This window comes from Streptomyces sp. NBC_00631 (assembly GCF_045206895.1).
GTDB lineage: Bacteria > Actinomycetota > Actinomycetes > Streptomycetales > Streptomycetaceae > Streptomyces.
Genome location: NZ_CP107734.1, coordinates 3,688,486 through 3,701,927 on the forward strand (window position 1 = coordinate 3,688,486; position 13,442 = coordinate 3,701,927).

At 71.2% G+C, this 13,442-nt stretch carries 14 protein-coding genes and 3 pseudogenes; 11 read left to right on the top strand and 6 right to left on the bottom strand.

Going from position 1 to position 13,442, the window contains the following annotated elements:
* Window positions 1–362: 362 nt before the first annotated feature.
* On the bottom strand, window positions 363–1,280 hold the full coding sequence (locus OHB00_RS16865) for an AraC family transcriptional regulator (protein ID WP_406435724.1): 918 nt from the start codon (window positions 1,278–1,280) through the stop codon (window positions 363–365).
* Between the two features lie 101 nt (window positions 1,281–1,381).
* On the opposite strand from OHB00_RS16865, the gene OHB00_RS16870 reads away from it, so the two are divergent.
* Window positions 1,382–2,365 carry an oxidoreductase gene (locus OHB00_RS16870; protein ID WP_406435725.1) on the top strand — a complete coding sequence of 328 codons (984 nt, stop codon included), beginning with the start codon at window positions 1,382–1,384 and terminating at the stop codon, window positions 2,363–2,365.
* A 332-nt stretch (window positions 2,366–2,697) separates the two neighbouring features.
* Here OHB00_RS16870 and OHB00_RS16875 read toward each other — a convergent pair whose 3' ends face one another.
* Window positions 2,698–2,850, bottom strand: coding sequence for a hypothetical protein (locus OHB00_RS16875; RefSeq protein WP_406435726.1), 153 nt, complete (start codon window positions 2,848–2,850; stop codon window positions 2,698–2,700).
* Window positions 2,851–2,875: 25 nt separating this feature from the next.
* A pseudogene (locus tag OHB00_RS16880) lies at window positions 2,876–2,980 on the bottom strand (alkene reductase); the annotation flags it as partial.
* Window positions 2,981–3,501: 521 nt separating this feature from the next.
* Here OHB00_RS16880 and OHB00_RS16885 point away from each other — a divergent pair.
* The 5 genes from OHB00_RS16885 to OHB00_RS16905 all read left to right on the top strand — a co-directional run bounded on the left by OHB00_RS16885 (window position 3,502) and on the right by OHB00_RS16905 (window position 6,646).
* Window positions 3,502–3,960 carry a nitroreductase/quinone reductase family protein gene (locus tag OHB00_RS16885; protein ID WP_406435727.1) on the top strand — a complete coding sequence of 153 codons (459 nt, stop codon included), beginning with the start codon at window positions 3,502–3,504 and terminating at the stop codon, window positions 3,958–3,960.
* Entirely contained in the window at window positions 3,957–4,424 is a 468-nt protein-coding gene (locus OHB00_RS16890) for a cupin domain-containing protein (RefSeq protein WP_406435728.1), read from the top strand. Before OHB00_RS16885 ends, OHB00_RS16890 begins: the two co-directional genes overlap by 4 nt.
* Before the next feature lie 55 nt (window positions 4,425–4,479).
* The gene (locus tag OHB00_RS16895; RefSeq protein ID WP_406435729.1) at window positions 4,480–5,421 is read left to right on the top strand and encodes an alpha/beta hydrolase; all 942 of its coding nucleotides are present in this window, start codon (window positions 4,480–4,482) and stop codon (window positions 5,419–5,421) included.
* On the top strand, window positions 5,418–5,567 hold the full coding sequence (locus OHB00_RS16900; protein ID WP_406435730.1) for a hypothetical protein: 150 nt from the start codon (window positions 5,418–5,420) through the stop codon (window positions 5,565–5,567). The genes OHB00_RS16895 and OHB00_RS16900 overlap by 4 nt, the downstream gene beginning before the upstream one ends.
* A gap of 92 nt (window positions 5,568–5,659) precedes the next feature.
* Window positions 5,660–6,646: a helix-turn-helix domain-containing protein gene (locus tag OHB00_RS16905; protein ID WP_406435731.1), complete on the top strand. Its 987-nt coding sequence runs from the start codon at window positions 5,660–5,662 to the stop codon at window positions 6,644–6,646.
* 1,106 nt (window positions 6,647–7,752) lie between these two features.
* Here the strand turns inward: OHB00_RS16905 and OHB00_RS16910 are convergent.
* A pseudogene (locus tag OHB00_RS16910) lies at window positions 7,753–7,911 on the bottom strand (ISL3 family transposase); the annotation flags it as partial.
* A gap of 213 nt (window positions 7,912–8,124) precedes the next feature.
* Here OHB00_RS16910 and OHB00_RS16915 point away from each other — a divergent pair.
* From OHB00_RS16915 to OHB00_RS16935, 5 genes and pseudogenes are all read left to right on the top strand, one after another.
* Complete coding sequence (locus tag OHB00_RS16915; RefSeq protein ID WP_406435732.1) at window positions 8,125–9,030, top strand: NADP-dependent oxidoreductase; 906 nt, start codon at window positions 8,125–8,127, stop codon at window positions 9,028–9,030.
* Between the two features lie 52 nt (window positions 9,031–9,082).
* Window positions 9,083–10,144, top strand: a complete 1,062-nt coding sequence (locus OHB00_RS16920) for an alkene reductase (protein ID WP_406435733.1) — start codon at window positions 9,083–9,085, stop codon at window positions 10,142–10,144.
* Window positions 10,145–10,155: 11 nt separating this feature from the next.
* The gene (locus OHB00_RS16925; protein WP_406435734.1) at window positions 10,156–10,635 is read left to right on the top strand and encodes a MarR family winged helix-turn-helix transcriptional regulator; all 480 of its coding nucleotides are present in this window, start codon (window positions 10,156–10,158) and stop codon (window positions 10,633–10,635) included.
* Window positions 10,636–11,105: 470 nt separating this feature from the next.
* Window positions 11,106–11,855, top strand: coding sequence for an SDR family oxidoreductase (locus OHB00_RS16930; protein WP_406435735.1), 750 nt, complete (start codon window positions 11,106–11,108; stop codon window positions 11,853–11,855).
* A 137-nt stretch (window positions 11,856–11,992) separates the two neighbouring features.
* Window positions 11,993–12,151, top strand: a pseudogene (locus OHB00_RS16935) (VOC family protein); the annotation flags it as partial.
* Between the two features lie 2 nt (window positions 12,152–12,153).
* Here OHB00_RS16935 and OHB00_RS16940 read toward each other — a convergent pair.
* Window positions 12,154–12,387 carry a hypothetical protein gene (locus tag OHB00_RS16940; protein WP_406435736.1) on the bottom strand — a complete coding sequence of 78 codons (234 nt, stop codon included), beginning with the start codon at window positions 12,385–12,387 and terminating at the stop codon, window positions 12,154–12,156.
* Between the two features lie 108 nt (window positions 12,388–12,495).
* Entirely contained in the window at window positions 12,496–12,948 is a 453-nt protein-coding gene (locus tag OHB00_RS16945; RefSeq protein WP_037717249.1) for a DUF5707 domain-containing protein, read from the bottom strand.
* Window positions 12,949–13,442: the final 494 nt, after the last annotated feature.

Sequence of the window (13,442 nt, forward strand, 5' to 3'; positions counted from 1 at the left end):
GGGGCTGCCGGACCCGCCGTTCCGGCCATGGTGGCGGATGCGCGTGGACCGGCCGTTCCCGGTGGCCGGCGCCGACGGGCTCGGGGGTGCAGGTCGCTGCGCGGACAGCCGTTGCCGGGCGGATCTCCCTCCGTCCCGGTTCGCATTAGCGTGACCAGCTGGAGATGACCATGAACCCGGATCAGGCGTGGAACGGGCATCGGACCATCGCCATTCGCCCTCCGAGCGGACACGACCGTCATCAAGGACGAGGAGATCCGCGAAAACCGGAGGACAACGCTCCTCAGATCAGCGCCTCCTCGCTTCACCCCCCGGCTCGGGAGGGTGCTCGCCCCCTCCGGCAGAGCGGGCGCTGGAGCGGCCTAGGCTCTGGCGGCGTCCCGGTAGCGCCGGGGCGCGACGCCCATGGACCGTTTGAAGGCGTTGCTGAAGGCGCTCTCGGAGGTGTAGCCGACAGAGCGGGCGAGGGCGGCGACGGGGGCCGTGTCCTGGCGCAGGGCGCGGGCCGCGAGGCTCATGCGCCAGTTCAGCAGATACGCCAGCGGCGGCACCCCGGCCGCCTCCCTGAACCGTACGGCGAAGGTGGTGCGGGACATCGCGGCAGCGCGGGCCAGCTCCTCCAGCCGCCAGGGGTGTCCCGGGTCGGCGTGCATCAGGCGCAGGGCCGGGGCGAGCCGCTCGTCGGCCAGGGCGCGCAGCCAGCCCGGGGGCAGCCCTTCGGCCTCGGCGAGGCAGACCCGCAGCACCTGCAGGAACAACAGCTGGGCCAGCTGGGCCGAGGCGAACTCGGCACCCGCCCCGCGCGTCCTCATCTCCCCCATCAACTGCCCGACCAGCCAGCGCAACACGGGCGCCTCGGCCGCGCCGGCCCGCACGTGGATCAGCTCCGGCAGCGCCCGGCGCAGCAGCTCGCCGCTGTCCCGGCTGAGGTCGATGTGCCCGGAGACGCAGGCGACGTCCTCACCCTCACCGAGCCGCCCCATGCGGGTGCCGGGATCCATCGCGACCTGGTCGGAGCTGACCGGCTCGATGCCGGGCCCACTGCACAGCACGTACGGCCGTCGGCCGTCGGAGACCACGATGTCGCCCTCCACCAGCGGCAAGGGCTCACCGCCGTCCGGCGGCACCATCAGGCACCGGCCGCGCACCACGGCGTTGACCTTCAGCTTGTCGCGCCCCTCAAGCCGGATCGCCCAGCCGCCTCCGGCCCTGAAACCACCGGAGAACACACTGCGGGCGTCGGCGACGGCGAGGGCGTCGGAGAGCGGATCCGCTGTCATGCTCGAACTATCACGCAAGTAATGCGCATTCTCAAGCATTCACCGTACGCAACCGCGACCGTACGGTGGCCTGGCCGGCTCATTTCGAGGAGAGGCCAGACATGACCACCGCACAGCACCCCGTCCGCTCCGGCTTCGGCGCCGCGTCCACCGCCGAGGAGGTGATCAAAGGCATCGACCTGACCGGCAGGGTCGCGATCGTCACCGGCGGCTACTCCGGCATCGGTCTGGAGACGGCCCGGGTGCTGCGCTCCGCCGGCGCCGAGATCGTCGTACCGGCGCGTGACCCGGAGCGGGGGCGGGCCGCGCTGAGGGACGTGCCCGGGGCCGAGATCGAGTACCTGGACCTGCTGGATCCGGCGTCGATCGACGCCTTCGCGAAGAAGTTCCTGGCCTCCGGACGGCCGCTGCACATCCTGGTCAACAGCGCCGGGATCATGGCGACTCCGCTCACCCGGGACGCGCGCGGGTACGAGGTGCAGTTCGCGACCAACCACCTGGGGCACTTCCAGCTGGTCCGGCGACTGTGGCCGGCGCTCGTCGCGGCGGACGGCGCGCGGGTCGTGTCCGTGTCCTCGCGGGGCATCCGCTTCGGCGGCGTCGACTTCGACGACCTGCACTTCGAGCACCGCCCCTACGAACCGTTCGTCGCCTACGGCCAGTCGAAGACGGCCAACGCGCTGTTCGCCGTCGAGCTGGACCGGCGCGGGTCGGCACAGGGCGTACATGCCTTCTCCCTGCACCCCGGGATCATCATCGACACCGGGCTGGTCAAGTACGTCGCCCCGGAGATCATCCGGGCGTCGGGCACGGTCGACGAGGACGGCAGGCCCGTCATCGATCCCGAGCGTCAGTGGAAGACGGTGCAGCAGGGGGCGGCCACCAGCGTCTGGTGCGCTACCAGCCCGCAGCTGGGCGGCCTGGGCGGGGTCTACTGCGAGAACTGCGACATCAGCCCCCTGGTGACACCCTCGACCGAGGCCGCCTGGTACGAGAGCGAGCAGACGCCCGGCGTGCTGCCGGGCGCTGTGGACCCGGAGTCGGCAGCCCGCCTGTGGGAGGTCAGCGAGCGCCTCACGGCGTGACGATCGCGTCGACCGGCGCGGAGGTCACCCGGCCGCCACGCGGCACCCGTGCGAGCATCCGGACTCACGTCGGCCGGACCTTCCTCCGTCACCACATGATCTGCTCAAACGGTGAACAGCGGCCGTGATCAGAATGCCGCTCCGGACCGACCTCGCCAACGGGGTTGCCTGATGCCGGGGCTGCGCTCCGTAGGTCCGGCACGTGCAGGCGACGGCCGGGTCCCACGGCTGACCGGCTCGGCTCAGGCCAGGGGGTCCTTCTCGCCGACCTCGAACCTGCGCACCTCATTGCGTATACGCGGACCCCACTTGGTGAGCCACCGAGAACGAGATCAGCACGTTCCCCGGGTTCGCCGCGGGAGCGGGTACGACGTCGCCCGTGCCTCGGCGACGAACGTCTCGACGTCCTCGACCGGGGCGAAGACCCGGCCGGCGATGATGACGGCCGTCCGGGCGTCGTCCTGGGGCTTGTTCGGCGCATTCATGGTTCTTCCTCGTCCTTCGTGTCGGTCAGGCGGTGTGCCGGTAGGTGAGGTAGGTCAGATAGCCCGCGTCGCCGCCCTGGTAGTACGTGGCCGGGTCGGCGGGCGCGAGGGGCAGGCCGGTGCGCAGCCTGCCCTCGCTCAGGGAGCGACAACGGCCGGCGGGTGCACGCCCCGGGGAGACACCCGCGCGTTCCACAGCCCTGACCGGCTGCACCACTCGACGGGACGCCGTTCGGCAGCCCGTACCGCGGGTGTTCCCTGTCCCATCAGGTCGTCTCCGCCCGCGTCCGATCTCGCCGAAGTATTCGGCCGCCTCCCGCAGCGCGGTGTCGAGCCTAATTAGACCCACGGAGAGCCGCCGCTGCCGCTCTCCGCTCGCGCATTCACGCCAGACCCGCATGCAGGTCTCCTCACGTACCAGCGCCCGTTCGGCGAGAAGGCCAGGACCGTCCTGGTCCGGCCGTCGGCCCCGAGGCTCCGAAACCGCCAGGTGGTACTGCTGGTCTCAGCCTCGCGTCTGGCGGCGTCGGGTCCCCGAAGAGGACCATGAAGATCCGAGCCCGGAGCCCCGGCCTGGCCAGGGCATGGGCACGGCACACCGCGCGCTGCCCGGCTCGCAGACCGTCCACCCCCTCCCCCGCCGGAGAGACAATGGCTGACACAGCCGGTTTAAACGAACGCACTATCGAGGAGTTCCGCGCGAACCATGGACAGCTGGGCGGGGGGTTCGCCGGGGCCCCGGTGCTGTTGCTGCACACCGTAGGGGCGCGCTCAGGTGCCGCCCGGGTGAATCCGATGACGTACCTGGCCGATCAGGGCCGTCATCTTGTCTTCGCCTCCGAGGCGGGCTCCGACCGCGATCCGGACCAGTACCACAACCACCTCGCGCAGCCCGATGTCCGGATCCAGGCGGATGACGACGAAATCGCCGTACGCGCAGAGGAGTTGCGTGGCACCGAGCGCGACACCGCGTTCGCGGAGCAGGCCCGCCGTTGCCCGGGCTTCGCCGGTTACCAGCGCAAGACGCGACGAGTGATCCCCGTCGTCGCGCTCATTCCCACAGGCGAGGGCGGAGCGCCCGCCGATCGCACAGGACGGACGTTGTCATGAGCATGGCCTATCTCGCTCAGCCCGATCAGCAGCAGAAACTCGAATGGCTCGACGGTGGTCAGTTCGCGGTACTCCTGGACAGCGCGGCCACCGAGGGCCAACTGACCGTCGGGCGGTTCAGCGTCTCCAAGGGAGAGGCACCGCCCTACCACATGCACACCCGCGAGGACGAGATCTTCATGCTCATCAAGGGCACCGCGCTGCTGTGGTCGGACGACCAGGAGATGGAACTGTCGGAGGGCGGCATCGTCTACCTGCCCAGGAACGTCCCGCACGGCTACCGGATCACCTCGGACACCGCGGACCTGTTGATGATCTGCACTCCGGGCGGTATCGAGGGCATGTTCCGGCACGCCGGGCGCGACCTGTCGGCCTCCCGGCCCGAAGGATTCGAGATGTCCAAGGACCGGATGGCCGAGGCCGCCGACCTGTACGGACAGATCATCCTCGGCCCGCCGCGCTGAGCGTCGGCACCCCCACGCTCCCTCCGCGCATCCACCCCGTACGAAAGGCACCGCCATGTCCGGGCAACAACGCCGCGCCCTCGACGAGATGCTCCGCCACGCGCCGCTCGACGTCGGAGGCGACGTGGCCGAAGCGCGCGCCGTCTTCCACCAGATGATGACCTCGATACCGCTGCCTCCGGATGTCACGACCGCCCCCGGGCACCTCGGCGGCGTGCCCGTCGTCACCGTCGACACACCCGGCAGCGATCCGTCCCGCGTGCTGCTGTACCTCCACGGCGGTGCGTACGCCATAGGTTCCGCGGCCGACGCGGCGGGCCTGGCCGCGGACGTGTCCCGGCGCTGCGGTGCCCGTGCCGTCTGCGTCGACTACCGGCTGGCTCCCGAGCACCCGTTCCCCGCGGCCGTCGAGGACGCGGTGGCCGCGTACCGCGCGCTGCTCGACCAGGCGATCCCCGGCGACCGGATCGCCTTCGTCGGCGAGTCCGCGGGCGGCGGCCTGACCGTCGCGACACTGGTCGCGGCCAGGGAGGCGGGCCTGCCCCAGCCTGCGTCGGCCACGGTGTTCTCGCCCTGGGCCGACCTCACGGTGTCCGGCGCCAGCGTGGCGGGCAAGGCCCGTCTGGACCCCGCGCTGACCCCGCAGGCCCTGCGTACCCGCGCCCGTGACTACCTCGTTCGGACGTCCGGCACCGAACCGCTGGCCAGCCCCGTCTTCGCCGACCTCACGGGCCTGCCTCCACTGCTCATCCAGGTGGGCTCGCACGAGATCCTGCTGGACGACGCCGTACGACTGGCCGCCCGCGCCGCCAACCACGACGTACCCGTCGCACTCCAGGTCTGGCCCCAAGTCCCGCACGTCTTCCAGTCGTTCGCCGCCGTCCTCGACGAAGCCGACGAGGCGCTGACCTCCGCCGCCGCCTTCACCCGGACCCACTGGGCCCCGGCCGCGAAGGGCACGGCGGACACCGCACCGGACCCCGCACTCCAGCCGTGAGCGCGACCGCCCCGCACCAGGACTCGCTGGTCACCGACGCCCCCATGAGCGACTTCTACGGCCAGAAAGCCGGGACCGGCACCTGCCACCACGACCGGTCGCGCCCCGCGGCGCCGCACCTGCACGAACGCCCGCGCTCCTGGTAGGGGGCGCACCGAGCCGCGAGACCTCCCCGGCTTTACCCAGAAGTGAGAAAGGAGGTCCTGTTCGGGCAGGGAATTCGAACGATGATGATCGCATGGCATCGACGAACCACTTCGGCGTCGCCCTGCGAGGCTGGCGGGAGCGCTTCTCGCCCCTGGCAAGCGGACTGGAGACCGGCCCCGCCCGGCGCATTCCCGGTCTACGTCGCGAGGAACTGGCCCATCTGGCCGGTCTGTCGGTCGACTACGTGGTGCGGCTCGAACAGGGCCGCGCCCGCAATCCCTCCGTCCAGGTCGTCACCGCCCTGGCCAGAGCCCTGCGGCTGGACACCTCCGAGCGCGACCACCTGTTCCGCTGCGCCAGTCTCGCGCCGCCCGCCGGCGGCCATGTACCGCTGCACGTGCCGCCGAGGGTGCATCGGTTCGTGCGGCAGATGAGTGATGCGCCGGTCGCGGTCTACGCCGCCGACTGGACGCTGGTCAGCTGGAACCGGATGTGGACCACCACCGTCGGCGACCCTCGTACCTACGGCTGGGACCAGGGCAATCTCGTCGCCGGAATGTTCCGTTCCAGCGGCGGTCACCGGGTCGATTCCATCGCCGCCTGGCCCATACGCTCCTGGGCGGGCGACGAGGCCGAGGAGGAGTCCCTCGTCGCCGACCTGCGGGTCACGGCAGTGGTCTACCCCCACGACGCCCGCCTCACCACACTTGTCGACCGGCTGCTGCACACCAGCTCCCGCTTCGCCCACCTGTGGTCCAACGGCACCGCGGGCCTCCACGACGGCGACCGCAAGACCATCGAGCACCCCCTGGTCGGTGACCTGGCCCTCGACCTCGACGTCCTCATGGTCCCTGGATCCGACCTCCGAATCGTCGCCTACTCGGCCGGCAGCGGAACCGAGGACGCCGAGAAGCTGGACAGCCTGCGCGGTCTGTGCCCCGGTGCGGCTCTCGCCGGGACACCCGAGCGGGCCGGACGGACGGCACACCGCCCTCCTCCCGGCCGTGTCCCGGGGGCACAACCGGCGGTCAGCCCCGGCTCGGCGAGTTCGGCGCGGAGTTCCTCGCGACCACGATGACCGCGGCTCTGGTGGTCCGGCCGCGCGGATGGTCGCCCGGACCGGCTCTGGCCGAGTGCGAACCGTGCTGGACCGACGGGGTCCGGACGGCGTCTTCCGGCTGCTGCGACTCCTGACTTTCGCCGTCCGCGTTCCTCGTCCAGTACGTGAACCAGGCCAGTACCAGGATCCGGCGGCCACACCGGCGTGGCGCCCCGCGCCCCCGTGGCTCCGGCCACCGCGCACACGGCGACTCCTGCGTCTCGCCTGCCGCCCCAGGGCCGGGCCGCAGCCCCTCAACGGTGGTACGCAGCAAGGACGGTGGTTGGGCGTGCGCTCCGTGAAGCCCGCGTCGTCGGCGGTGGCGGGTACGTCGGAGTCGCCGGCGTGCCTCGCGGCCGGAGTCTCGGCGCGGGCCCCGGTGTTCACCGCCGGGGCCCGGAAGGCCACGCATACGGCACAGGCCGGCACGACGACCATGGCAGGGCGCAGGCCGGCCTCGTCGCCGAGGAAGCCGAGTCCGTAGACCTCAACGGCGGCAGCCAGTCGTTGGCCGATCCCACGGCCGGCTCCATCGCCGGCACGATCACGCCGATGAGCAGAATCCGGCCATCCCTCGACACCGCCGGGCGATGCCTGTCGGCGTCGCCCTCGTGCGGCTGTCGGGGCGCGGCGCGGCCGGTGCCCTCCGAGATGACGCGCATCGCGTGAAGGAGCGGGCGACAGCCATCGGGGTGATCGCGTACACCTTCGGCTTCCCGGTCCGACCAGGTCCGCCAGGTGCGTCTCCAGGCTCGCGAGCTCGCTGGAACCGATCCGCTGTTTCCATTGATCGCGCAACTCGTCAAAGATCGATTCGCCTTGTCGCAGCACTTCGTAGCGGTCCACGGAGTTCGTGTGCCGGTCCTTGAGCGGCGAGAGTCGGGCCACGCCCTCGTCCCCGACGGCGTGGCCCTCGGCGCGGAGCCGGGCGACGGCGGCGTCGAGGTGGCGGGTGTTCCCAGGACCACGGCGTTGGGGACGAGATCCAGGCGGGCCGTCAAACGCGCCGAGACCCTCACGGCCATCCGCAGACCTGGTAGATCCAACGGCTCCGGCCAGTAGTGGGTGGTGTCGCTGGGTGTCCGTCAGGGCAGGAGGACGCGGTGGCGGAGGAGGCCGAATCCGGCGCGTCCTTGCATCTGTCTCACGATCCTCTTGGTGCGGCTGGCGCCTTCGGTGCGGCCGCTGCGGCAGGGCGGGGTGAGGCCGGCGTCCACGGCGGGCCGGTCGGTTTCGAGGCCGTTCGACGGCGCTCAGGGCCGGGCCGAGGCGACGGGAGCGGTCGAGCAGGCCGACGCCCCGGCCGAGGAGATCGTGGACAGGACCATCGCCTGCGCCCCCTTCTGGATCTGATCCTTTTCGACACCGACAGCAAATGCTTGGCTAGCCACATGTTTGCTGTTACGTTGATTATGTGTCCAGCCACCTAAATGGGTGGCGGCACGAGAGGAGTCGTCATGAGAGCCATCCTGTTCGACCGTTTCGGCGGCACGGACGTGCTGCACGAGGCGGACATCGAGGTCCCGCAGCCCGGCCCCGGGCAGATCCGCGTCCGCGTCAGGGCAGCCGGGCTGAACGCGCTGGACGGCAAGATCCGCTCCGGGGCCATGGAGGCCGCGTTCCCGACGCCGCTCCCCGCCGTCCCCGGCGGCGAACTCGCCGGCGTGGTGGACGCCCTGGGTGAGGGCGTGCGGGACGTGCAGGTGGGCGACGAGGTGCTGGGCTGGTCGGACACCGGCTCGTACGCCGAGTACGCGCTGGCCACCACCGTCGTCCCCAAACCCGCCGGCCTCGACTGGCAGCACGCGGTCGCGCTGCCGGTGGCCGCCGAGACGGCCGAGCGGGTCCTGGACCTGCTCGGCGTCACCGCCGGGGAGACCGTGCTGATGCACGGCGCGGCCGGAGCGGTCGGCACCCTGGCGGTCCAGCTCGCCACGGCCCGCGGAGCACGCGTCATCGCCACCGCCGGCCCCGCCAACCAGGACTACCTCACCTCGCTCGGCGCCACCGCGACCCTCTACGGCGAGGGCCTGGTCGAGCGGGTCCGGGCGCTCGCCCCCGACGGCGTGGACGCGGTGTTCGACCTGGCCGGGAAGGGAGCCCTGGAGGACTCCATCACCCTGCGGGGCGGCACCGAGCGCATCGTCACCATCGCCGACTTCCGCGCGCACCAGCTCGGCATCACCTTCTCCAGCGGTGGCCAGGAACGCTCGGCCGCCCGCCTGACCGCGCTGGCGCAGGACGCCGCGACCGGCAAGCTCGTCACCACCGTCACCGCCTACCCGCTCGACCAGGCCGCCACGGCCCAGCAGGTCAGCGACGCCGGGCATGTCCGGGGCAAGCTCGTCCTCACCGTCGACTGATCACGCCCGCCTTTCCCCCTGTTCCGATCATCACCGAACCGAAGGACCCCCCATGCTGAAAGCCCTGTGGACACCGACCACCGTCGGCGACATCTCCCTCCCGCACCGCCTGGTCATGGCCCCCATGACCCGCGACCGCTCCACACCCGAAGGCGTACCGACCGAGCTGAACGCCGAGTACTACGCCCAGCGGGCCTCGCACGCGCTCATCATCACCGAGGGCACCCAGCCCTCCGCCGACGGCCAGGGCTACCTCCTCACCCCCGGCATCCACAATGACGAGCAGATCGCCGGGTGGCGCAAGGTCACCGACGCCGTGCACGATGCCGACGGCCGGATCGTCATCCAGCTGATGCACACCGGACGCATCGCCCACCCCGACAACACCCCGCACGGCCGTCAGCCGGTCGCCCCCTCGGCGATCCAGCCGCAGGGCGCGATGTTCACCGCCTCCGGGCCCCAGGAGATGCCCGTGCCCCGCGCTCTGTCGACGCGGGAGGTCGCGGCGACCGTCGACGACTTCCGCCGCGCCGCAGCGGCAGCCGTCTCGGCAGGCGCCGACGGCGTGGAGATCCACGGCGCCAACGGCTACCTGGTGCACCAGTTCCTGTCCGACAACACCAACCAGCGCACCGACCGCTACGGCGGTTCCCTCGACAACCGCATCCGCTTCGCCGTCGAGGTAGCCGCCGCGGTGGCCGACGAGATCGGCGCCGAGCGCACCGGTATCCGTATCTCCCCGGGCAACCCCTACAACGACATCGCCGAGTCCGACACCGCCGAGCTGTACCCGGCGCTCCTGAACGCCCTGCGCCCGCTCGGCCTCGCCTACCTCCACGTGATGCACGCGGGCGACGAGGAGCTGCTGGGCACCCTGCGCGCGCTGTGGCCGACCACCCTGATCCTCAACCGGGCCGGCACCGACCTGCCCACCCGCGCCGAGGACGTCGACAACGGCACGGCCGACCTTGTCTCCGTCGGCGCCCTCGCGCTCGCCAACCCGGACCTGGTCGAGCGGCTACGCTCTGACGCGCCGCTGAACACCCCCGACCCGGCGACCTTCTACGGCGGCGGAGTGGCCGGCTACACCGACTACCCCACCCACACCGTCTGAGGAACCACATCATGCCCGCCTCCACCCACCGCACCCCCTCTACGGCCAACGAGGGGCCGATGAGTTACGCGATCTTCCAGCTCGCCCGCGCCCACCGCGCCCGCGCCGCGGCCATGCTCCGCGAGATGGATCTGCATCCCGGACAGGAACTGCTGCTGATGCAGCTCCTGGACCGGGACGGCCAGACCCAGTCCGAGCTGCTCGAAAGCGTCGGCCTGGACCACTCCACCGTCTCCAAGTCCCTTCGCCGCATGCAGGACGCCGGCCTGCTCGTGCGCGAGCCGGCCGCACACGACCGGCGCGTCATGGTCGTCCACCTCACCGACAAGGGCCGTGCCATGCGCGAGCCCCTGGCAGCCATGTGGCGGGCCCTGGAGGAGACCTCCGCGGTGAACCTGTCGGCGCAGCAGGCAGAGTCCTTCGTCCGCACCGCCTACGCCATCGCCGACGCGATCAACGGCCGCGCTGTTCCACGGGAAGACTCCGAGTAACTCCTCCGGGCCCGCACCCCGGTTCGGGCCTGGAGTGCGCTTCGTTTCCGGCGTTCCCGCGAAGTGGACGGTGCTGCAGCGCACTCGGCTCGTTCAGACCCGTGCTGAACGGAGCCGGCCGCCCCAACTGTCGCAAAGACCCAGTGCGCCGAGCCTCGGCATCCGGGGCAAGCGCGAGCTGTCCCGGTGGAGGCAGGACAGGACTCATCCGGGGCAGGGCAGCACCCCGCAGGGCCGGGGAGCCCTTCCCTGTCGCCGGCCGGCCGCACATCGAGGACGGGCGCAGCACCCGCGTCCGGGCCGCGTTGGACCTCGGCCGGCTCCTGCAGGCCGGCGGTGACCCGCGCCGCGGATCCGCCCACCACAGGCCGGCCCCTGAGCGGCCCGGGCCGACGGCGCCCGCGTCCGCGGCCACCACTGCCTCGCTCACCTGATCCCCCACCACTGACCTGATGGAAAGTGAGACTCCCATGACCACCGCACTCCCCGTCCTCGTCGTCGGCGCGACCGGCTCCCTCGGGGGCAAGGTCGTCGACGAACTGCTCAAGCGCGGTAAGAACGTCCGCGCTCTGGTCCGGCCGACCACCGACGCGAGCAGGCTCGAAAGGCGGGGTGTCGAGATCGCCCGCGGCGACATGCTCGACCTAGACTCGCTCGTCGCCGCCATGAACGGCGCCGATGCCGTCATCACCACCGCCGCCGGCTACACCCGCGGCGGCAAGAACGCGCACGACATCGACACCGTCGGCAACGCCAACCTCGCCGAGGCCGCCCACCGCACCGGCATCCGGCGGTTCGTCCTGACCAGCATCCTCACCAGCGACCAGACGCCCCACGTCCCGCACTTCTGGCACAAGAAGCTCGCCGAGGACAAGCTCGAACAGCTCGGCGTCCCGTTCGTCGCACTGCCCGAACCGACTCCGAGACACCGTCGTCCTGGACCCGTCTGCGCCGTCCCGGCCCCCGTAGGGCCCCTGGGGCTCGGCTCGGCCCTCGAAGCAGTCGCCCGGACCACGAGCCACGCCCTCGATCATCTACTCAGCCGCAGGTCAGAGGGGTCCCAGACCCCGAGCACCGCCCGACTCCAAATCCACGAGCAGTGGATTCAGTCCGTCCAGGCGAAGTTGCCGCCCCGACACCCAAAAATGAACGTTTCCGCAGGTCAGGGACCTGCAAAGGTGGGGCGGGTGGGACTCGAACCCACGGCCGACGGATTATGAGTCCTCTGAGGATCTTGGCGACCCTTGCCGAGGGGTACACCCGGGCTGACCGTGCCCCGCGCCGGTGCCCCAGGCCTGACCAGGGAGAGGACTTGCTCACGCACCGGCGGGTCGGAGGGTGCGAGGACTGGGCCGGGTCGCAGTTCGCCGTCGACGACGTACAGGCGGAGTACGAGCGTCTGAGCGGCCTCGGTGTCCGCCTCACCCAGGAGCCCCTGGAGATGGGGCCCGTCAGCACCGCCGTCTTCGACGACACCTGCGGCAACCTGATCCAGATCGCGACGCAGCCGAAGTAGGTTCATCCTTCGATGTATCCGGTGTCGGGGTCGACCTGCGAGAGGAAATCCCGGATGGACTCCTCCAGAAATGCCCTGCCGGCCTGCACCGGAGGGCGAGTGCTGAGCCCGAACCCGTACTGGGGGTCGGGCCCGGTCAGCCAGGTGAAGGAGTAGTCGCCCGGCCGGCCGTCCGGCTGGCTGACCTCGAACTCCTCACCGTCGACGGACATCCGCCACGGCTCGTTCGCGGCCATCACGACCTGCCTTCCGCCGACCCCAAAGACCAGGGAGCGGGTGCCCCCGGCCCACTTCGCACAACCGCCAACACCCCATCTACACGCACGATCACATGTCCGTGCGGATCACGCCACGGTGAAGTCCGCGGCCTTGGTGACCAGCTTCGTTTCGCCGTCCTTGGCGGTGGCCAGGACGGCGACGTGCCACGCACCGCGCGGGGACGCCTCGGAGTCGGCACCGGTGACCTTGACGGTGTAGGTGCAGCGCGCCGTGTCCCCACCGGACGGCTTGCACACGGCCGACTCCACGGCGGCCATGTCCTTGGCGGTCAGCCCCTCCTTGGCGAAGGACGAGTTCGCCGGCCAGGCCAGCACCTTCAGGTTCTTGACGCCGGCGGACGCCGTGACGTCAGTGGTGAAGGTGAACGAGCCGTCGCGCTCACCGACGGGGGCCGTGTAGCGGGCGGCACTGTGCGCCACCGAGAGGGGCTGCTCCCCGGCGTAGGCGAGAGCGAAGGCTCCGGCACCTCCGAGAACGACGACACCAGCAGTCACGGCCAGAACGGTACGACGCGCCATGAGAATTCCCCCGACACTCAGCAGGATCAACCCGGCGCACTTGGCTGCGCCGTTGCACCCATCCTGGCCGCGCAACGGTCACCGGGTATGAGCACACGTACTCAACTCCGGCCTGAGTAAGGGCTGTTCGACACTGAGGACGCAGGCGCGAGGCGGGCGGCCGCGACTGCGGTCACGACTGTGGTGGCAACCGCTCGCGACCGCGGCAGACCGCCTGTTCATGAGCCGGTCAGCGGCCGTCATCCCCGACCGAGGGCCGGAGCCCAGGACCCTGCGGTGACGTCCGCCCGCCGTGCGCATCTCTCGTGCTTGTGCACCCCGTCCAGCCCCAGATCCCGCCCCGCCGCTCGACCCCTTCCGTACGCCCCGTGATCAGTGTCCGGGCTGGACGGTAGAGCCGCCGCCGTACCGCTGGCTCGGGTATCGGCGATGTGCCCTGGCGGGACGGGGCAGGCTGCTAGAAGTACCCGCCTCTGCCGCAGGGCGTCGTCCTC